This is a genomic window from Sphingobacterium sp. UBA7625 (genome assembly GCF_002484085.1).
GTDB classification, from domain to species: Bacteria; Bacteroidota; Bacteroidia; order Sphingobacteriales; family Sphingobacteriaceae; genus Sphingobacterium; species Sphingobacterium athyrii.
In genome coordinates this window covers 309,652-329,884 of sequence record NZ_DLJD01000028.1, presented here as the reverse complement: position 1 = coordinate 329,884, position 20,233 = coordinate 309,652, and the positions used below count along the sequence as shown (strand labels likewise).

The following is a 20,233-nucleotide window of genomic DNA, read 5'->3' as shown; positions in this document are numbered from 1 at the left end:
AGATCGAAGTTGACACCCAAGGCGCGGGACGGCAAGATTTTAACCATTGCCCTGCTTTTGCTATATTTGATAAATGGCAGGGGATGGTCTTGCTGTGAAGCCTTTGTCCTTGGGTGTCACTAAGATCTCAAAGTGTGGAGCGGGCCATCTTCCTGCCTATATTTCATAGAGACTCGTTACCAATAAAACGAGTTATGAACAAAAAACAACAATCAAAAAACATTATCACTGCTCCCGAGTAGCTCGGTGAACAAAGTCATACGATGACTTTCCTAGCTGCTGAAGACGTATCGAACCAATTATGAATTACTTGAAACTGTTATTTTAACGTCTTGCGCTTCCCGCATTTACAACAATTTTTTTATTTGTGACCTGAGCTAGGCTTAGGAACATTGGATGCGTTTGTAAGTATCGTCAGGAGTTCTAACCCTATAGGTCACAACCTTCAACACCTTTAAAAATGAACAGTTTTTACAAGGGTAGGAGAGAACTGCCCAATGGAAAAGATTTCTCCCGCTCACCAGAAATTAAATCAAAAAAAATCAGGGTTCAATTACCTGAGTTACTAGCCAGTTTTCAACTGTATTTTACCCGTATATTCCAAGTACGTGTTAAGCACTACTTAAGCACAGATATAGCACTATTTACGCAATCGTTGCGTAAGAAAATTGACAATGGAAAAATGTACTATAAAGGTACTTGTCCAGTGCTACAAAAACGCTTGCAGAGCAGCGATCAAAAAATAACTAAGCAGGAGATTTCTTCGAGCAGCCTTCGAGCTTTGTTCGGCTGGCCTTCGGGGCTGCTCCGTATCTGCGTCGGCCCTTCTTCGGGAGTGCTTCGGCTGCTGTTCGGCTGTTCTTCGGGACGTTCCCGAAGCGCAGTCGAAGCGGACTCGAAGCCGAGCCGAAGCGTAGCCGAACATGTCTCGAACAAGCTCCGAAGAGATCCCGAAGCGTTGCCGAAGAGCACTCGAAGGGGAGCCGAAAGACCACCGTCTTCTGACAATTTTCGAATTAACTTCGCCCTTTCTTCTACCTTTTATGCAGGGGGCTCTCAATTTTCTTCGAATTTTCATCGGTGTGGCTCGGCGGAAAACCTGAGCCAATTCGAAGAAAACCTGCGGAAAGGGCGAAGTTGGTCAGGAGTTGGCAGGGAGTTAAATGGTCTATTCCTCGCCACGAAAGGTACCGTTAGTTCACCGTTAAGCTACCGGGAGTGTACCGAAAAGGCACCAAAAAGGTACTGGGGATGTACTAAAGAGCTACCGGAGATATACCAAAGAGGTACTAAAAAGGTACGAGCTGTCGGTAGCTCGCTGGTGGCTCTTGGGTATAAGTCTGATAGTGCGACAGCACAGTCTGAAAAAGGAGAGGATGCCGGATTGGATAATGGAAGAGAGGGAATTCGTTTTAAATTTGATGCTTTTAAGACGTTTTATGAGTGCGTTGTCTCTGCTATCGATTCTTTTGTTGTTGATGATATTTCAAAGGCACAGAGGGCTTTAAAATGCTTTGCTTATTTGTCCGATTATAAAAATACTTTTCGCATGTCGCTGACATGCTTGGCTTTAGTTTTTCGATCATCTAATTTTTCTTTTAAGTCATTAAAGAGCATCAGAGCTCTTATAGTACTAGCTCTGATGGTTTCTATGTTTAGTTTATCGGCTCAGACGCCCCGCAAGGACAGCGGGGCCGATGGGCTATCTCAAGTCGGGGCAATGTCTATTGGTGATCGTGTAGATGATGAGTTCTATAGCCGCATGCACAAATCTGTTGACTGGAAGTCAAAAGTCGTTAAAGAGATAAATCTCAAAGCACATAAAGATAAGCTCATCATACTGGACTTTTGGGCTTCATGGTGTAGCCCTTGCCTGAGCTCTTTAAAAAAATTGGATTCGCTCAAAAAAACATGGGACGCGGATAAGGTGATCGTAATTCCTGTTGCCTACGAGCCGTTGAAAGATATCGCTCGAATATTAGCATATTTTAAATGGGATTATAATACCATATTTCAGGATACTTACCTTAAAACACGTTTTCCTCATCAGGGATTGCCGTTTATGGTATGGATTAAAGATGGCCGGGTAATAGCTACTCCAAAAGCTGGATACGCAACAACAGAAAATGTAAACGCTGTCTTAACGGGCAAGAATCTGGAGGTATTCAATAAAACCGATGTTAAACTGATCGATACATCTCGAGTGTTTTTTACGAAGGGAAATGGACAGCCAGATCGGAGCTTTTATGATACTAAGGATGCGAAATTGGTCGGATATATCCAAGGCTATAGTGAGACGAATTTTAATGTTTTTAAAACCAAAGATTCTTTGACTCTATATGTCATCAATTCGACCATAGACCGAATCTACAGGGAAGCTTATAAGGATATAGTCTATCCATATCAGTCCAAAAAACAATCGCTACAATGGGAAATAGGGGCTGATTTTCTGCCATATCTGGAAAAAAGTAAACCGAGGGAAAATTGGACAGGGGATCTTTCTAAAGATAAACAGCTTCAGCAGTGGAAGAGCATGCACTGCTTTAGTATGATGGTGACTGTACCACGCGATAGCGGAATCACTGGGGCTAGGTCAAAAGTGCGTAAACTATTGGCTAGTTCGATTGAACAGAAATTTGGCTTGTCACCGAAGGTCAAATTCGCAATAACGCAACGTTATCCGGTTTTGGCACTGACAGAAACGAAACAGTCTGCGGAAATAAAGCTTTCTCAGCTATTGCGAACACCTCCAAAGAAAGGCTATGAAAACTATGCTGTTCCTTTTGGCGACCAGCCACATTTTAAATTATTTATAGAGACTGCGCTCAAAAATATAAGTTCATTGAGATTGACAGAATACCGGATCTGGGATCGTACAGGAATAGCGCCTGATTTTCCGGTTAAATTTTCTTTTCCCGTGAATCTTGCTCAAGAGCGGAAGTTTGCCAATGTGCAAAATCTGCTGAAACAATATGGCCTACAGGTCCTGGTCGAGGAAAAGCCAATACCTTATTTATGCATCGGTCAGTTAGCTGATAATTCAAAATCCAATGGTCATGAAAATCTGTAGATGTTTGTTTGTGTTCATATGTAGTATATGGACTTTAGGATATGCTTATGCTCAACACAGGGTGACGGGCATGGTAAAAGACAAATCGGGAAATGGGCTCAGTCATGTCAGCTTAAAGCTTATCGGATCTGGGAGATTCATACAGGCTGATGAGCTCGGGCAATTCCAATTTTTATTGGTCAGACCCGATACCTTATTGGTGACCCGAACGGGAAAAATAGCACAACGCTTATTTGTCGACCCCAGTAAAAATAGTTTTTTTGAAATAGTCCTACAGGAGAGCATCAACATGCTTCAGGAAGTTGAGGTCTCAACAGGATATTATAGCATTCCAAAGGAGCGGGTGACAGGCTCTTTTGAGATGATTGACAGCGATTTGTTGAATAGAAACCCTGACCCTAATATTATTGAACGGCTCGAAGGGATAAGCTCGGTATTACAATTTGACCGCTCAGTTAATTCGGGAGAATTTTCAACAGATCCTAAATTGCGGTTGCGAGGGCTGAGCTCGATCAATTCCCAAACCGAGCCATTGATCATTTTGGATAACTTTCCGTATGAAGGCGCATTGAATTCGATAAATCCAAACGACGTCGAATCAATAACTCTACTGAAAGATGCCTCAGCGGCATCCATATGGGGAGCTAGGGCAGGGAATGGTGTAATCGTCATTACGACAAAAAAGGGAAAGTTTGAGAAATCTAATAACCTGATATTTGGCAGCACATGGCAGTTGTCCCAGCGGCCTGATCTTTCGTATTCCAGTGGTTACCTTCCTTCGGCTTCGATGCTTGATGTAGAGGATAGGCTCTTTGAACTGGATAATTTTGATGTCTCGGATTATTCAGCTTTGCCGGAATATATCTCTTTGCTGATTGATCGTAGAAATAATGCCATTTCTGAAAAGGAATTTGGTGTGAAAAGGGATTGGTTAGCACAACGTGATCTTAGAAAGGATGCGAGCAAATATCTCTACAGGCCCGCATTATTGCAGCAATATGATCTGGCGCTTAATGGTGGTGGATCTGTATATAACTATTGGCTTTCCTCATCCTTCTATAAGAACAACTCTACCGTAAAGGGCAATAGCGATAAGAGAAACACACTGGCTCTGCGCAACCAGATCAAACTGACAAAAGGTCTAAATCTTTCTTTTGGCATTAATTACGCCTGGATGGAGGGGCAGAATAATGGTTTGACATTGCAGGGACTAAAGGTTGGGAGTAGGGAGCTCCCAAATTATACCGCATTGGTCGATGAAAATGGTGCTCCTGCTGCGATAACAGGACGATATGCCAAAGATTATATAGATCAGGCGATAGAAAATGGCCTCCTAAACTGGAACTATATACCGCTTGAGGAGGTTAAACTCCGAGACAAGCGAGCAAATACAAAAGATCTTTTGATCAACTTGGGGATGGATTATACCATCCGAGAGGGCTTGAAGCTTTCGTTGAAATATCAAAATCAACGGCTCCGTACAGATCAAACCAATGTTTATGATGCTGCCTCTTATTATGTTCGAAATCTGGTAAATCAGTACACGCAACCCGATCTAAAACGCATTATTCCCGAGGGAGCCATTAAAGAAGGGCTTAACAACGAGGTATCATCGCAGTCTGGAAGAATTCAGTTGGATTTTAATGGGCGATATGGCGAGAAGAATGTGATTAATGCCATTGCAGGGGCAGAGCTCCGCGAGACAAAAAGCTTCTCCAACCCCGGATATAGACTGTATGGCTACAACGACGATGTATTGACTGCGCAGGCAAATCTGGATTACACCACATTCTATCCCTTGCGGCCCTTGGGTTCAGCGACTGTACCTACTGCTCCAATTGGGATGGTCTCGTTGACAGATCGATTTTTATCTTATTTTTTCAATGGTGCCTATACTTATGATTCAAAGCTATCGCTTACAGCTAGCCTGCGTTGGGATGCGTCCAACTTATTTGGTGTCAAGACCAATCAAAAAGGAGTGCCGCTTTGGTCTGCGGGTGCTGCGGTTAATTTGGATCGTTTTGGTTGGATGAAATCAGATTGGATAGATAATTTAAAATTAAGGACAACTTATGGCGTAAGCGGCAATGTAAATAATACAGTTAGCGTCTATCCAATTACTTCATTTTTTAGTGACGTCAATTTTGTTACTCAAAAAAACTATGCACAGCTAAAAAGTGTTGGGAATCCGGGATTGCGTTGGGAAAAGGTTCGTATGGTCAATATCGGGCTAGACTTTGGGCTGTTTAACAATTTGCTGTCCGGTTCAGTGGAATACTACCAAAAGAATGCAAGTGATCTGATCGGTGTAAATTTTATGGATCCTACCACAGGGATTTTCGAAACATCGGGTTTCTATCAGATCAATAATTTGATGAATTATGCTAAGCTGCGTACCCGCGGTGTAGATCTGATATTAAATACCAGCATTGGTAAGAATCGTTTGAAATGGAATAGCGCTCTTTCCTTAAGCTATTCGGCAAACGAAGTGCTAGATTATAAGGCAAACTCCAATGTGACTATGTCTACAATGGTCTCCACACCCATTCCTATTGTGGGTAAGAGTCTTGATCTTAATTATGCATGGCAATCAGGTGGTTTGGATCCTGCGACAGGTGAACTCTTGGCTCCGGATGGTACGAAGGAATACAATGCTTATATAAATAATGCAAGGATGGAGGACCTCAAAGATATGGGGGTGAAATTTCCACCCTATACAGGTGTATTTCGCAATACGTTCTCTTACGGGAACTTCTCCTTGAGTGCGAGTGTGGACTATAAATTTGGTTTTTATTTTCGGCGAAATACGATCAATTACAGCCAGTTATTTACCGGTGGTGTAGGACATACTGATTATTTAAAAAGGTGGCAAAATCCAGGCGATGAAATTGGAACATCTGTTCCAGTATTTCCTGCCGATAAAAACCTTAGCCGTGATGAACTCTATGTCAATTCGGCCCTGATGTATGAAAAAGGTGATTTTGTGAGATTGGCGGATCTCCAGTTTTCCTATCGCACATTTCCGGTCTTTTTAAAAAATAAAGAATGTCGGCTGTTTGCAACAGTCAGGAATGTAGGATGGATCTATCGGGCAAATTCTTTGGGGCTCGTTCCTGACATGCCTAATGTTACTTACCCTAATCCGAGAACATGGATTATGGGCTTTCAGATTAACCTTTAATACGATGAAAATGAGAAATATGATTTTAGCTATGTTGCTTTTTATAACGGGCTGTAACCCTGATTTTTTGGACTTGAAAAGGGACAAGTCTCAGGTAATCCCGCAATCGTTGAAAGATTTGGATGCGTTGTTGAATGACTATGCGACAATAAATGTCGGTGCAGGAAAATCTTTGGGCACAATTGCAGCGGGTGAGTTTTATGTCGAGGATAATACCTGGAATATGGCAAGTTCGGAGCTGCAGAAACTTGCCTATAATTGGTCTGATGGAATCTTGGACGTGGAAGAGAATGTGCCGGATTGGAACAACGCTTATAAACGGGTACTCTACACAAACGTAATCCTCGAAAGATTGGATCAGATGCAAGCTTCCAATCAAAATGCGGACTATAACAGAATAAAAGGCAGTGCTTTGTTTATCCGTTCGGATGCTTTTTTTAACCTTGCCCAACAATTCGCTGCTCCTCCGGGTTTGCCAGAATGGGATAGATTTGGCATACCACTTAAATTGGAAAGTGATATTAATCTGATGACAACACGGTCAACGGTAACACAGACCTATAATCAGATAATCAAGGACCTGCTGTCGGCCATAGATTTGTTGCCAAGTAGAAGTGAAGATGTGTATTCACCTAATAAAGTGGCAGCGTACATATTATTGATGCGGTGTTATATGCAACTTGGCGACTACGAAAAATCGTTGGATTGTGCCATCAAGGCCAGAGCTATTGGCGGTGTTTTATTAGACTACAATACAATATCCGGTACCAAAGCGTATCCCTTTCCTACCTATGGAAAAGGGAATGAAGAAATAATCTATCTGGATGGATCAAATAGTGCTAATTTTTTCAGTAAAACAAAGACTTTAATACCAATGGAATTCTATAACAGTTATGACGATAATGACCTTCGGAAAAAGTTGTTTTTTGAAAAGGATGCCAAAGGTAATATTCTTTATAAAGGGTCTTATTTGGGAAATGCAACTTATTTTGTTGGATATGCTTGGGATGAATTACTGCTCAATGAGGCTGAATGTGCAATCAGATTGGGGCGCTATGACAAAGGAATAAATGTACTAAATGAGCTGCTATCTAAGAGATTCATTACAGGTAAATTTCAGCCGATAGCAGATGTCTCTCAGCAGCAAGCATTAGCACTAGTTTTATTGGAGCGACAGAAAGAATTGTTCTTACGAGGGATAAGGTGGTCTGACCTAAGGTGTTTGAATAGAGAACAAGGTCATGTAGTGATATTGAAGCGTAATGTGAACGGTCAGGAATACAAACTACTACCAAATAGTGCCCGATATATTTTTCCTATTCCTAAAGAAGTGATGCTAAAAAGCGATATTGAACAAAACCCTTAGTTATTAGTCTATTATCCAGCCCCGACCAGGGCTGGATAATAGGCATAAATTAGTTGTTTGGATCATCTCTGTACGTGTAATCAATTATGGTTACACCAGATAATGCCAAAGCTTGAGCAACGGTTTTGTTTGTAAGATCGTGATTGTTCGGATTGTTAAATTGTACGGCACAACGAATGTCTTCTTCAGGGAGATCACATTCTCCACCCGAAGTCGGATCAGCTGTTGAACTTCCCAATTGGTCGTTGTTTGGATTAGATGCCATACTGGTAATTTCATACCAAGGCGTACTGAACATCGATTTTGCATAACTATAACCTCCATAACCTAATAAGAGTGTCATGGCAAAGACGGCCAAGCCGTGTTGTTTAATAGAATTAACTGAATTTTTCATGTTATTAATTTTTAAGTTTTTACTTTAGTTTTTTAAATTTCTTTTTATCCCTTCGATGTGTCGGTTTTCTGTACGTAGCCATCGACAACAGCGCTGGAATACAGTAAGTGTCTTTTGGCAGACGCGCCCTTCACCCAGATTAGCCTTGAATCCAAGTTCCGCCGTTGATGTGGTACACTATTCTTTTTGTAACCTAGGACTGGTTTTCAATTTAGTCGCAGTTGGTGAACCTGAATCCATTTGCACAAGTCCATTATGATGACTGGCGTTATTTCCAATGTTTCGATTGATCGAAGATTGATTTTTCACTACCTTCATCTCAAGCCATAACCCGAGCAAGCTGACGATCAAAAATCCCATATTGAGCCAGAGGTGGACTGTCCAGCCTACTTGGTGGAATACCAATCCGCAGCCGCAGGGGAATTTACCCCAGACTTTCAGAACAGCTAAGCCTACGTATGCTACGAAGGCTATCATCAGTAGCGATGATAGGCCAAATGCCCAGATTCTCGTCTTTGGCCTTATAAAAAGTAGACCAACGGCGAGCTCGAGAGGAGGCAAACTATAGGCTAAGTACATACCCAACTGATCGCTAAAAGGCTGTTGTATCATGGCTGATCTGAATAGTTCAAAGTTGATAAACTTGTCCAGACTGATCGGGATCCAAAGAGCCATCAGTGTAATGAGGATGATCTGGTATATAATCTTTTTCGCTTTCATTATCATACTGTGTAAGTCTGAAAGCAAAGGAAGGACAAAGCGGCTCAATCTTATCTAGAAGGATTGAGCTAATAAATCAGCCTTTAAAGTACTTTAAACAATTGTACGTTTTAAAAAAGGGGAGATGGGATATATTCTGTGGATAGATGCCAATGGAGGAAAACCGCACTGAAGGGGAGGAGTATTCAGTTTCTGGGACAAGGATAGTGATCTGGAGTTTAAACCAACTAGGGGGATAAAGTGGAATCCCCCTAGTTTTTCTAAAAAGACGTTTTAAGCTGTTTTAAAAAGGGTTTTAAATCCTAAATTATTTTCTTAGCTCGACTTCTTCAATATCTTTTTTTATGAAATGGAGCATTTCCTTGAGCTTATCTTCAACGAGGTATAGGCTGAATATATGTTCAAATTTGTTGAATTTGGACAGCTGATTGGCTGTGATTCGGTTGCCCCGATTGGTGACCATATGCTGGGCTACGCCTACGGCAGCATCACTTTTATGCTTATTCTTAAAAAGGCCGACTTTGTTGGAATAATGGAACAGGCAGGTAATTCCCTCCCCTGTGAGCGTCATATGGATTCCGCTGGAAGAACTGGGAATCTGGTCTAGTGTATCTTTGCCCTCGGCTTCCAGGTGCGAGATTTTTTCCAGATAATCCAGTTCAGCACAAATGTATTCATTCATCATAGTCTTGAGCTGGGGCTGTTCGATATCATAGTGACTAGTAGGAAAGGGGAGGAAGTGGGTGATTTCCTTTTCCAGGAGCAAGAGGGCAGACAGCTTCTCAGCTCGGGATAGTGGATTCAATTGTCTTTCAATACTCTCTTTCCATCGGTTTCGAAGCCCTAGATAGTTAAAATTGTATCGGACCAGCAATTCAATAAACCGCTTCGGGTAGGATTTGTCTCGTATATCGTAGGCAATGCTTTCCAACGCCATAAGAAAGCTGTTGAGCCATTCGCAATGATAGAAAAGTAGTCTGGGCGGCTTGTGCTCATCAAACAGACTGTCCATCCCATATTGGATTTCTAAGAGATATTCTTCATCGAGTTGCTTCGCGCGTAAGTGGGCGAATAATTGATTCAGTTTTGTGAGGCTGCTCTCTGTGAGAAGCTGCTGGTCGTATATGGGGAGCTCCTCCAAGGGATTCATATGCTCTTTAAAATGCTGAATGCTCTGCCAGATACTTTCGTGAAGTTTGACAATGGTGCTGTCCGACTGATAGACTTTATAGGTATATAACCTATCAAAAAGCAGCCTGAATTTGGTATAATAGCGTCTAAAAGATTCCTTGGCCATGTCTGATTCGGAATGGCTAATATAAAGCTGTTCGGAATCGCGGATAAGGGCATCGCAGGCCATTACAATAGACTTGTCACTCGGGATGGCACTGCCTTGAAAACTACCTTGCAATATGCCGTACGCATTGATTGCGTCTTCCAATTGGTTTAACGATCTGATCATGACTACCTATTTTATTGTTGTTGACTGCAGGTTATCTCCAGTTGTAAAATGGCACGGCCCCGATCGTTTAAAATATAAAATTGATCAAAGTCTTTCTCATCCGTTAAGGAGTGAAAGTCGATCGTATCGATACGGTAGAATGCCGAGATCCAACCGATATTTAAAGCGAGTTCCAATCGCTCTTGCCACAGCATAATATTTAAAAAAGTAGCATCATGCGCTAGGCCATCCCTTGATCGCTTAGTCTGTACACTTAGGCATATTAAGAGCAATTCTAGCAATGCATAATCATCCAGCTGATCGAGCCAAAGCTGTCTTTTTTTGTCGTGAAGCTGCTGCCGCAGGGCCGGAAGATCGTAGAGCTGTAGCGTTTCCAGAATAGGGTTTGAGGCAAATGGCTGTAAGGACTTATTAATTAAATTGCGTAGATTAATAATTATCGTGCTTAATAAGTGGTAGGGTATTTTTTTATAATTCTGTTCGTGAAAATGGGCAATTTTTAGTTTGCTCAGAAAAATTTCAGGCTCATCGTTCGCCTTGGTATTATTGCAGCGGTGACAGCTGAATACAATCAGCCTTGAGTCAGGATGTTTGGAGATAGGGCGTACATGATCACGTGTGATCTGACTACTGGGATCTTTCCGGGAAATGTCTAATGGTCTGTTGCAGTAGTAACAGGTGAGGGTTGTATTGATTTGTGCTGTTGCTTCATTGACGGACTGTGCGCTCGTTACTTCTTGATATTTTAATTGCGGTTTTTCGGAGTCCGTTTTCTTGACAATTGAGAGATTTCGTTGATTGAGATTCGGTTCCAGTTGGTTCAGGATATACGACACGTTTCTGATTACGGTCTGGATCCGTGATACATCAATATATTTAAATTCCAGATGCTTGTCAAAACACTCTTGCAGTATTTCTAGGAATTCTTCAGGCTCAAGTCGCGATTTGGCTCTTTGGCAGGTATGGCACACGGTGACCCGGATCTTATTTCCGCACCATTTTGTTGACGGCCGGAATAGCTCATTGCATCGCTGCAGGTTAGTCCAGTTATTATAGCCACTCAGATGGCGCTCGCAGTAAAAACATTGGTCTACGGAGGAGCGGTAGAACGATGGCCCATGTGTTATTCGTAATCTTCTCATAATTATATTCTTTATTGATAAATAGTCAAATAATAGCTTGCGCTAACCGTCTTATAAATTTGGTCATTCTTAAAAATCCCCCTACTATAAAATTAACAAGGTATTACCTAGAAGGCAAGGCAAAGTGGATATCAAGGGATGAACCGTAGCAATAGTTAGATGTAAAACTTGCTTTTTAGCCTCGCAGAAGGTCTTTTGCACCGATGGATGAAAACGAAATTATTGGATGAACGGTTCGTCGGATAGGAGGTGGGCTGAAAAATAAAACAACTTTCTGTAAATTTTTACCAAATCTTGCAGCACTCTTTTAAGAATCTGCCTATTTTTTATTTAGTAAATTAGTTATTTTTACCTGCCTTAACCAATGTGACAACTTTATGCATACAAAAAAACTAACGGAGAGATTTCATGCTGAGATTCAAGTCAACTACTTTTCGATCAGACTTCAATTATTTTTGTCTATACTGATCGGTAATTTCTTCTGTTCACCCAGCAAGTTTCTAGTTTTCGATGAGCGCTATTCAGAGTTTAGGTTTTATCTCTATTGGTTCCTTTCCTCAATTATTAGTTTCTGCGTATTATATGGACAGCAGCTATTGAATAAATACATGGATAGAACACTATCTTGGCAGGCAGGTTTTAAGCGGCGTTTGATCGGGCAAATTGTATATGGATTATTTTTGCCGGCATTGCTCACAACGATTGCGGTGTTACTGGTGTTTTTTCCGTTAACCTCAAAGGGAACGGAAGCTATTGGCCAATATCTGCGCGACGAATTCAGGTTTGTATTTTTGTTCATGTTCATATTAAACCTATTATTTTTACTGATATACATTACCCGTTTTGCCCGATTCGTTAAAGATCAATATGTAGAGGTGGAAATTCAAAGGGCAGGACTCACAGAGTTGCTTCATGAAGTTGAAAAGTTGCAGCGGAAATTGGAAGACCAAAGGATAGAAGACTTTTCCGATGCAGTTATGCTCGCTCCTTGTCTGAGGGTAAAATACGGATATGAAGATAATTACGTCACACTTGACAGCATTACATTTATCAAAAGCTCAGCCGACGATAAAAAGCTTTTCACCTTAACGAATAGCAAGGAGTATACACACAACTATAGTCTCGATGCATTGATGAAAGTACTCGACCATGATCAATACTACCTGATGTACAGGCGTTATATCGTCAATCGGAGTATCATTAAAGGATATCATGCTCTAGAGAATGGTGTATTAACGATCGAACTGAAACCGAATTTTGAGCGCCAAGAGGATATTTTTGTCAGCCGTCAAGATGCGGCTGAATTTAAACGCTGGTTTGACATGGAATGAGGTGTACTTCTTTCTCACCTCGATATCCTGTGGCCTTTTGGATTCGATAAAGCTTCTGATCTGAACTTCCGCTATGGAGATAACGTCTTTGTTGTCTATCATTTTCTTATTTGATCTTTAATGTTCTTTGAGTCTTAAAGATAATATTTCTGCCTTGAGGTACATCGTATACCCGAATATTTTTCGGTTTACAGAAGAGGCCGTGGGCCTGCCCCAGTTTGAGAATATACGTCATAAAATATGTTGTAATAGTTTATTCAAGAGATATTTTGTTAAATTTGAGACTATATTTATTTTATTTTGAAAAGAGAACAGATATTAAAGGCGGGCCTTAAACTCTTCGTTACCCAAGGCTTACATGCAGTGACCATTGCGCAGATAGCAGCTGAAGCAAAGGTAGGCATCGGTACGGTGTACCGTTACTTTGGCAGCAAGGAAGAGATCGTACAGCAAATTTGGATACGTCAAAAATCCGAGGAATCCGCTTATATTTTTAAAAATTATACACAACAGGGTAGTCTCCGTAGCCAGTTTGATTTTCTTTGGGAAAGGGTGATTCGCTATTTTCTTGAACACCCCTTGGAATTTCAGTTTTCTTATCAATTTGCAGCATCACCGATTTTAACAAAAGAAATCCATGAAGTAGCTATGATGGACTTTCTGAAATTTGACGAATTATATGCGCTGGGCCTGGAGCAGAATTTGTTCAAACCTTTAACAGCAAGACGCCTGAGACTATTTACTTTTAGTACGATTAATGGATGGCTTTTGTGGGCCATGGATGAAAAGATGGATATAGACGATGCTACAATAGCCCTATTTTTACAAATGTGCTGGGACTCCATAAAAGCATAAATTTTTTTTCATAAAACTGACGGAATATTCCGTCAGTTTTTGTAGCTTTAATTACACAAGAAACAAAATTATGGCACACAACGATTTAAAAGGAAAAGTAGTCCTGATTGCCGGAGGTGGAAAAAACCTTGGCGGCTTATTAAGCAGAGATTTTGCAGCAAAAGGAGCAAAGCTGGCTATTCATTTTAATAGTGAAAGCTCAAAAGCAGAAAGCGAAAAAACATTGGCTGATGTCAAAGCCTTGGGTGCTGATGCATTTTTATTTCAGGGAGACCTGACCCAGGTAGGTAATATCACCAAATTTTTTGATGAAGCCATAAAGACTTTCGGTGGAATTGATATCGCCATCAACACCGTGGGTATGGTTTTGAAAAAACCATTTGTCGAAACGACAGAGGCGGAATATGATACCATGTTCGGAATCAATTCAAAATCGGCGTATTTTTTCCTGCAGGAAGCTGGTAAAAAAATAAATGACCATGGTAAAATCTGTACGATTGTGACTTCCTTGCTGGCTGCATATACTGGATTGTATTCAACATATGCGGGGGCTAAGGCACCGGTAGAGCATTTTACAAGAGCGGCCTCGAAAGAATTCGGAGGCAGGGGCATCTCTGTGACGGCAGTAGCTCCGGGTCCTATGGACACACCTTTCTTTTACGGACAGGAGAGTGATGACGCGGTAGCCTATCACAAATCGGCATCTGCGTTGGGCGGACTGACAGATATCAAGGATATCGCTCCTTTGGTAGAATTCTTGGTAACGGATGGTTGGTGGATCACCGGGCAAACTATTTTTGCCAACGGCGGTTATACCACAAGATAATTGTTGATTAACCAGAAATAATTGATCAGATAATGGATAATGGTAATTTTAAATAAAACCCATTATCCATTTTTACTTTTAAGCCTAAAATTATGATACTCAGACTGATTAATTCGATATTGATCCTCATCGCTGTATTTATGGGAATAAAACAGGGCTATGCCATGCTGATGGGGAAACCCGCAATGATGGACATGTTCAGTAAATGGGGATTTAACAAAACAGCACTGGCAGTAAACGGTGCGGTTACGATGATTGCCGCTTTAATGATCTTGTTCCCGAAGACTTTTGTCTGGGGAAACTTTTTAATGGCAGCGGGGATTTTGCTGATCATTTGTCTGCATCTGCTGGATAAAGACCTGAAAGGGGTGCTGATCGAACTGCCGTTTTTACTATTGAACCTGGTGATTATCTACCTGCAACATCCCTTAAAAAATACATAGTCATGAGAAATATAATGACGGCGATCGCAATCTGCGCTACTGGATTTACAGCCTGTGGACAGCAGCCCCCTTCTTCGGCTAATAAAACGATCAAAACACAACAAAAGAATAATAATATGGATACCAATAAACTAACAGATAGCATCGTAAAAAAGGCCTTCGACGCATGGCAAAATGGAGACGGCCAAGCTTTTTTGTCTTTCTTTACCACGGATGCAAAATTGTACGATGACGGAAATCCGAGGGACTTTCAGAAATTTGTAAAGGAAGCCTGTGGGCATGAACGCTTTACCAGCATTGATAAAGTAGAGAATAATGGAAAAGATATCTATGGGAACTTCCATACAGATAGCTGGGGCGACTTTAGAACCTATTTTAAATTTCATTTCAATACAGAGGGAAAAATCTCGCGTCTCGATATAGGACAAGCGGATTAGCTCTCCAAAATATAAGGTTATGAGCAATTATCAATCAATTTTTGATGTACAGAAAGAATTTTTCTTTACAGACGGCACCAAAACTTATGAATGGCGCATTGATCAGCTCAACAGGTTAGAAAAAATGCTTGTCGAAAATCAGGAGGCATTTTGTCAGGCATTGAAGCAAGATTTTAATAAACCGCCTTTTGAACAGCTATTTGAAATTACCGTACCGCTGGGCAATATAAAATATTACAAAGCAAACCTCCAGAAATTAATGGAGCCGGAGCCGGTTGCCATACCGGAAGGACTTGAAAAAACTGGTAATAAAGGGATCATTTATAAAGAGCCTTTTGGCGTAACATTGGTTATTGGACCGTTTAATGCACCTGTCCTACTGCTTTTGGATCCTGCCATTGCGGCCCTTGCAGCTGGCAATCCGGTTATTCTCAAACCCGCCAATACCACGCCTACCGTGGCTGCACTTTTTGCGGAGCTGATCCCCCAATACTTTGAACCGCAGGCGGTCAATGTGGTGACAGGGGGGCGGGAGGAAATTACGGAACTCCTGAAGCTGCCCTTTGATTTTATCTTTTTTACCGGAAGTTCATCCGTGGGAAAAGTGATCATGAGGGCTGCGGCAGAAAACCTTACTCCGGTTATTTTGGAACTGGGCGGACAGAACCCTACCGTCGTCGATGAGAATGCCAATCTTGATATTGCCGTAGACAGAATCGCATGGGGGCACAATGCGATTTCGGGACAGTGGTGTATTGCGCCGGGCTATGTATATGTCCATGAAAGTATTGCAGACCAATTCATTGATAAATTGAAAAAGTCGACCCTGAAAATGTACGGCGAAGATCCGCAGCAAAGCCCTGATTTTGCACGAATGATCAGTGAGCATGACACGGAAAGAGTTGCTTCTTATATCATTCCCGAAAAAGTAGTTTTGGGCGGCAGATATGACATCAAAGCGAGGTACGTCGAGCCCACAATATTGTATCCAAGTACTTGGGAAGATCCAGCTTTGCAACAGGAAATCTTTGGCCCGGTTTTACCTGTGATGGTCTATGCTGATTTTAAAGAAATGGTGGATATCATCAAAAGAAAACCTAAATCGCTCGCTGCTTATATCTTCAGCAAAAACCAGAAGAATATTGACCATTTCCTGAATTCGGTTTCATTTGGCGGAGGCTGTATCAACCAGACAAACCTGCACTGCTGGATCGACAGTCTTCCGTTTGGCGGAGTAGGATATTCCGGGATGGGAAAATATTACGGCAAAGCGGGCTTTGACGCATTGAGTAACACCAAAGCCATGTTGATCGGGAATCCTGATCTTGAATTGGATGTTTTTCCGCCCTATGCCAACAAGGATATTGCTAAAAACCTGAGTATCTTCGGTTAATAATGACCAGCTTTCAATTTTTATTAAAATCGCCGATGATCATTCAAAAGTTGCAGAAAAGAAAATATGAAATTCTTCTGCTCGTCCTGATGCAGCATTTATTTGTAGGAATATTTCTTACGGATCTGGATTTTTATACCCGTGTCATATGGCCGGTCAACATGCTCATATTGGGAATAGGGTCTATCTTGTTGTTTACCGGAAAACATAGCTGGGGCAACTGGTTCAGAAATCTGCATTTCATCATCATTTTGTTATTACCTGTTGGCATCCCATTTTTTAAGGACCTATCCTGGTATTTTACCTTTTTGAATATCAACTATGTGGTGTTCTTTAGCTTTCTTTTTATGGAGGTACTCCGGTTTCTGATAAAACCCGGATATATCAATACGGATATTATTTCGGCAGCCATATGCGGGTATATGTTGCTGATAGAAATCTCGGTGTTTGCACTGCAATTTTTCCAGTACCGCGATCCTACATCTTTTAAAGGAGTTGATCTGTCCTCCCCCGCACTTACATTTATGGATCTGGTCTACTTCTGTTCGATTACTTTCACCAGTATCGGATTTGGAGATATTACGCCCAATACCCATGTTACCAAATTGGTCACCGCATTTGTGGGAATAGCCGGTCAATTTTACACGGTTGTACTCGTCGGGATTCTGATCAGCAAATTTTCATCAAAAAATTAATTTATTTATGAATATAGGCTCACATTACAAACTTTACCATTTCATTCCCTGGACCCGGATGAAGATCTATAAAATGCTTATTCTGAGTGTTATTCCAACCGTGCTTTTTTATTTTATGGGCTGGAAATGGCTGGCTATCCCCTGGGTTCCGGTCGCATTGCTGGGGACGGCGGCGGCATTCATTTCGGGATTCAAGAATACGCAGACGTACAACCGGAGTTGGGAAGCCCGTCAGATCTATGGTGCGATCATCAACAACAGCCGCAGTTTGGGGATCTTGGTACGCGACTTCATACGAATGGACGATAAGGTACAGGAGCAGGCTGTGCATCAGCAGATCATCTATCGCCATTTTGCCTGGCTTACGGCATTGAGGTTTCAGCTCAGGGAAACAAAAAGCTGGGAACATGTAAAGACAAAAAGCTACAATAAAGAATTTCTCAGGCACTATGAAGTTCCTGAATGGAAAGGTAAACTTGATGAGGAACTCATGAACTTTTTGAGCGATGATGAGCTTACCTATGTGCTTTCCACAAAAAACAGGGCGACCCAGATCATTGCCTTACAGTCTGCGCAGTTAAGGGAATTAAATGAAGCAGGTAAAATTTCGGCTTATAATTATACTGCACTTGAAAATCAGTTCAAGGAATTGTATGATCAGCAGGGAAAATGTGAAAGAATCAAAAATTTTCCTTATCCACGCCAGTTTTCGAGCATCAATCTCTATTTCACAAATGCACTCTGCATTTTGCTTCCTTTAGGGTTTTTGGGGGAGTTTTCTAAAATGATCGAGAAATTTGGCGAACCTATCGTCTGGCTTACCGTTCCTTTCAGTATCCTATTGGGCTGGGTGTTTCTGGTACTGGAACAGATCGGGGAGAGTACCGAAAATCCATTTGAGGGTAATGCCAATGATATTCCGATCACACAGATCAGCAGGAACATCGAAATTGACCTACGTGAAATGTTGGGTGAAAAGGAGCTCCCTCCTGCGATACAGCCCGTTAATAATATCGTTATGTAAAAAAAATAATAAAATTATGAGTATAGAATCTGTAAGAAAATGGTATCCAAAGGCCTTAACGTCTATTGATACGGTCAATCGTTTATTGGACACGATTGAAAAACACCTGCAATTAAAACCTAAGCAGTTGATGCATGCAGACAGTATGTGCTGTGACGACGTCAATGCCATACAATATCCACCTAGAGCTTATGAAATGCTCGGTCCATTTCATTTGGGCGGACTAGACGGTTTTCCTTTTGCCGGACTGACAGGAATGGGAGCTTTTGCGCACCATGTCCCTGAAGATGGGGCTGTAATCATTTTTTATGCGCCGCACATCGGGATTACCCGGGATGGGCAGATAGGAGAGATCAGCAGAATAGGACAGGCCGCCAATTCTGCCTGCTGTGGGGCAGCAAAAGGCGCTCTTGCCAAACTGGCCGCCGGACAGATCATTGAAGGAAATATCACTTCGCTGGATTTTCAGATGAATACCATTGAGCAGATTTTTCTCCACAGTAAAGAAAGAATACTGAATGCGGAGAACCAAATTTTTGAAGCGACAGAAGTCATGTATGAAGCGATAGATGAACGCATCGAAGTATTGGTAAAAGAAACCCGATACCCCTGCAAATATGTGATTCTGGTAGGTGGTATCTTTATCAATGGAGATAAGGATATGGGATCATTCTGTCAGTATAAAAAGTTTGAATATATCAACGTTGCTACAATGGAAAGGAAGAATCTTATGGATGCCTATTTTTCTTCTTAAATTTTCGGCCATACCAGATGTAGAAGCCTGTAACCGGCAGGGAGGCGCAGATTAAGCTTGCTATAAATGCGATCCACATACCTGTCCTCCCGGCTATTTTTCCGACATGAATGTCGTAATTGGAATTTCTCCATTTCATGCCTAATGTTTTATCATTTTGTAGCCTCTTAAAATAGTGTTTTCCATTACGGAGATCATAAGCATAGGTATCCGAGGCCGACCATAGGGTGTTTCCCTTATTATAGATGGTTACATTCGCTTGGGAAACCTCATGAAGCAAATTGATAAAAACGCCCTGATGTACCGTGTGCTTATTTACAACATCGGACCATATCAGGTCTACCGAAGCGACACTGGCCTCACGCATCGTATTGTTTGGTGCTTTTGGCTCTTCGATCTGCGTATTGGGTCGCTTACCATCCATAAGCCAGTATATGCTCGTTTCCCACCACTTGAAGGACCAGACTAAACCTGTTGCCGCTATGATCATAGCAACGAAGAAAGCGTAAAAGCCTAGTACTTGGTGAAGATCATAGTTGAGACGCTTCCATTTAGCGCTGAAATTGATCTTGAGCCGTTTAACAGCGACCTTACGGTTTTTGGGCCACCAAAGGAAAAGACCCGAAAGTAGCGTAATGATAAACAGCAGAACGCTGCTGCCCACGATGGTGCTTCCGATGTCGCGCCTGAGATATAAAAATTGATGGATCTGCCTTACAATCCAGAAGAAATCAGTCTCGACATCTATTTTCCCTAAGACCCTTCCGCTGTAGGGATCTACGAAAATACGGTCCCAATAGCGGATTTCTTTATTTACAAATACGCCCGCAATATCGTTCTTTGGACGGCGTTTAAGGGATTCAAAAACATAAGCTTGTTGCTGATCGGTGGTAGCGGGAACGCGGATAATGTTAATGGGATGATCGGTGACATGCTGTGCATTTGCCTTCATGATTGAAAGGGGAAGGATTTTTTCGCCTTTCTGTGCCGCTAGCGTCACATAGCTGGGATGAAATAGCGCAAACAGTTCCTTCTCAAAGACATAAATAGCGCCTGTAATGCTCACGATGAAAACCACCAGACCGGACAATAATCCGATCCAGCGGTGTAAAAACAACATTATCTTTTTGAAAGTCATAC

General features: G+C 41.6%; 17 protein-coding genes. 12 read left to right on the top strand and 5 right to left on the bottom strand.

From position 1 onward, the window contains the following. Positions 1–460: 460 nt before the first annotated feature. The 3 genes from B4G94_RS13060 (at position 461) to B4G94_RS13050 (ending at position 7,617) form a co-directional block, all read left to right on the top strand. Positions 461–3,070, top strand: a complete 2,610-nt coding sequence (locus B4G94_RS13060) for a TlpA family protein disulfide reductase (protein ID WP_286859403.1) — start codon at positions 461–463, stop codon at positions 3,068–3,070. Positions 3,071–3,140: 70 nt separating this feature from the next. Beyond that, positions 3,141–6,251 (top strand): SusC/RagA family TonB-linked outer membrane protein, encoded by a 3,111-nt coding sequence (locus tag B4G94_RS13055; protein WP_286859401.1) that lies wholly within the window; start codon positions 3,141–3,143, stop codon positions 6,249–6,251. Between the two features lie 4 nt (positions 6,252–6,255). After that, the gene (locus tag B4G94_RS13050; protein ID WP_286859400.1) at positions 6,256–7,617 is read left to right on the top strand and encodes a RagB/SusD family nutrient uptake outer membrane protein; all 1,362 of its coding nucleotides are present in this window, start codon (positions 6,256–6,258) and stop codon (positions 7,615–7,617) included. Positions 7,618–7,666: 49 nt separating this feature from the next. On the opposite strand, the gene B4G94_RS13045 is transcribed toward B4G94_RS13050, so the two are convergent. From B4G94_RS13045 to B4G94_RS13030, 4 genes are all read right to left on the bottom strand, one after another. Beyond that, positions 7,667–8,011 carry a hypothetical protein gene (locus tag B4G94_RS13045; protein ID WP_286859398.1) on the bottom strand — a complete coding sequence of 115 codons (345 nt, stop codon included), beginning with the start codon at positions 8,009–8,011 and terminating at the stop codon, positions 7,667–7,669. 177 nt (positions 8,012–8,188) lie between these two features. Then, positions 8,189–8,731, bottom strand: coding sequence for a MauE/DoxX family redox-associated membrane protein (locus B4G94_RS13040; RefSeq protein WP_286859397.1), 543 nt, complete (start codon positions 8,729–8,731; stop codon positions 8,189–8,191). 307 nt (positions 8,732–9,038) lie between these two features. Then, positions 9,039–10,193: a hypothetical protein gene (locus B4G94_RS13035; protein WP_286859396.1), complete on the bottom strand. Its 1,155-nt coding sequence runs from the start codon at positions 10,191–10,193 to the stop codon at positions 9,039–9,041. An 11-nt stretch (positions 10,194–10,204) separates the two neighbouring features. Next, entirely contained in the window at positions 10,205–11,335 is a 1,131-nt protein-coding gene (locus B4G94_RS13030) for an HNH endonuclease (protein WP_286859394.1), read from the bottom strand. A gap of 608 nt (positions 11,336–11,943) precedes the next feature. On the opposite strand from B4G94_RS13030, the gene B4G94_RS13025 reads away from it, so the two are divergent. The 9 genes from B4G94_RS13025 (at position 11,944) to B4G94_RS12985 (ending at position 19,093) form a co-directional block, all read left to right on the top strand. Continuing rightward, complete coding sequence (locus tag B4G94_RS13025) at positions 11,944–12,666, top strand: LytTR family DNA-binding domain-containing protein (RefSeq protein WP_286859392.1); 723 nt, start codon at positions 11,944–11,946, stop codon at positions 12,664–12,666. A gap of 300 nt (positions 12,667–12,966) precedes the next feature. Then, positions 12,967–13,521, top strand: coding sequence for a TetR/AcrR family transcriptional regulator (locus B4G94_RS13020; protein WP_286859391.1), 555 nt, complete (start codon positions 12,967–12,969; stop codon positions 13,519–13,521). 70 nt (positions 13,522–13,591) lie between these two features. Beyond that, the gene (locus B4G94_RS13015; RefSeq protein WP_286859389.1) at positions 13,592–14,347 is read left to right on the top strand and encodes an SDR family oxidoreductase; all 756 of its coding nucleotides are present in this window, start codon (positions 13,592–13,594) and stop codon (positions 14,345–14,347) included. 92 nt (positions 14,348–14,439) lie between these two features. Beyond that, positions 14,440–14,790, top strand: coding sequence for a DoxX family protein (locus B4G94_RS13010; protein WP_286859387.1), 351 nt, complete (start codon positions 14,440–14,442; stop codon positions 14,788–14,790). 2 nt (positions 14,791–14,792) lie between these two features. Next, on the top strand, positions 14,793–15,227 hold the full coding sequence (locus tag B4G94_RS13005) for a hypothetical protein (RefSeq protein WP_286859386.1): 435 nt from the start codon (positions 14,793–14,795) through the stop codon (positions 15,225–15,227). 19 nt (positions 15,228–15,246) lie between these two features. Then, positions 15,247–16,620: an aldehyde dehydrogenase family protein gene (locus tag B4G94_RS13000; protein WP_286859384.1), complete on the top strand. Its 1,374-nt coding sequence runs from the start codon at positions 15,247–15,249 to the stop codon at positions 16,618–16,620. A 35-nt stretch (positions 16,621–16,655) separates the two neighbouring features. Then, the gene (locus B4G94_RS12995) at positions 16,656–17,315 is read left to right on the top strand and encodes a potassium channel family protein (protein ID WP_286859381.1); all 660 of its coding nucleotides are present in this window, start codon (positions 16,656–16,658) and stop codon (positions 17,313–17,315) included. 7 nt (positions 17,316–17,322) lie between these two features. After that, on the top strand, positions 17,323–18,339 hold the full coding sequence (locus B4G94_RS12990) for a bestrophin family protein (RefSeq protein ID WP_286859379.1): 1,017 nt from the start codon (positions 17,323–17,325) through the stop codon (positions 18,337–18,339). 16 nt (positions 18,340–18,355) lie between these two features. Further along, positions 18,356–19,093, top strand: coding sequence for a hypothetical protein (locus tag B4G94_RS12985; RefSeq protein WP_286859377.1), 738 nt, complete (start codon positions 18,356–18,358; stop codon positions 19,091–19,093). On the opposite strand, the gene B4G94_RS12980 is transcribed toward B4G94_RS12985, so the two are convergent. Then, positions 19,068–20,231: a PepSY-associated TM helix domain-containing protein gene (locus B4G94_RS12980; protein ID WP_286859376.1), complete on the bottom strand. Its 1,164-nt coding sequence runs from the start codon at positions 20,229–20,231 to the stop codon at positions 19,068–19,070. The genes B4G94_RS12985 and B4G94_RS12980 overlap by 26 nt on opposite strands. Positions 20,232–20,233 lie beyond the last annotated feature (2 nt).

What these genes read in the sequence shown, in the direction of transcription:
- B4G94_RS13025 (WP_286859392.1), top strand. Translation starts at nt 11,944, where the DNA reads ATGGATAGAACACTATCTTGGCAGGCAGGTTTTAAGCGGCGTTTGATC.
- B4G94_RS13000 (WP_286859384.1), top strand. Translation starts at nt 15,247, where the DNA reads ATGAGCAATTATCAATCAATTTTTGATGTACAGAAAGAATTTTTCTTT.
- B4G94_RS13045 (WP_286859398.1), bottom strand. Translation starts at nt 8,011, where the DNA reads ATGAAAAATTCAGTTAATTCTATTAAACAACACGGCTTGGCCGTCTTT.
- B4G94_RS12995 (WP_286859381.1), top strand. Translation starts at nt 16,656, where the DNA reads ATGATCATTCAAAAGTTGCAGAAAAGAAAATATGAAATTCTTCTGCTC.
- B4G94_RS13055 (WP_286859401.1), top strand. Translation starts at nt 3,141, where the DNA reads ATGGTAAAAGACAAATCGGGAAATGGGCTCAGTCATGTCAGCTTAAAG.
- B4G94_RS13060 (WP_286859403.1), top strand. Translation starts at nt 461, where the DNA reads ATGAACAGTTTTTACAAGGGTAGGAGAGAACTGCCCAATGGAAAAGAT.
- B4G94_RS12985 (WP_286859377.1), top strand. Translation starts at nt 18,356, where the DNA reads ATGAGTATAGAATCTGTAAGAAAATGGTATCCAAAGGCCTTAACGTCT.
- B4G94_RS13035 (WP_286859396.1), bottom strand. Translation starts at nt 10,193, where the DNA reads ATGATCAGATCGTTAAACCAATTGGAAGACGCAATCAATGCGTACGGC.
- B4G94_RS13050 (WP_286859400.1), top strand. Translation starts at nt 6,256, where the DNA reads ATGAAAATGAGAAATATGATTTTAGCTATGTTGCTTTTTATAACGGGC.
- B4G94_RS13040 (WP_286859397.1), bottom strand. Translation starts at nt 8,731, where the DNA reads ATGAAAGCGAAAAAGATTATATACCAGATCATCCTCATTACACTGATG.
- B4G94_RS12990 (WP_286859379.1), top strand. Translation starts at nt 17,323, where the DNA reads ATGAATATAGGCTCACATTACAAACTTTACCATTTCATTCCCTGGACC.
- B4G94_RS13010 (WP_286859387.1), top strand. Translation starts at nt 14,440, where the DNA reads ATGATACTCAGACTGATTAATTCGATATTGATCCTCATCGCTGTATTT.
- B4G94_RS12980 (WP_286859376.1), bottom strand. Translation starts at nt 20,231, where the DNA reads ATGACTTTCAAAAAGATAATGTTGTTTTTACACCGCTGGATCGGATTA.
- B4G94_RS13015 (WP_286859389.1), top strand. Translation starts at nt 13,592, where the DNA reads ATGGCACACAACGATTTAAAAGGAAAAGTAGTCCTGATTGCCGGAGGT.
- B4G94_RS13030 (WP_286859394.1), bottom strand. Translation starts at nt 11,335, where the DNA reads ATGAGAAGATTACGAATAACACATGGGCCATCGTTCTACCGCTCCTCC.
- B4G94_RS13005 (WP_286859386.1), top strand. Translation starts at nt 14,793, where the DNA reads ATGAGAAATATAATGACGGCGATCGCAATCTGCGCTACTGGATTTACA.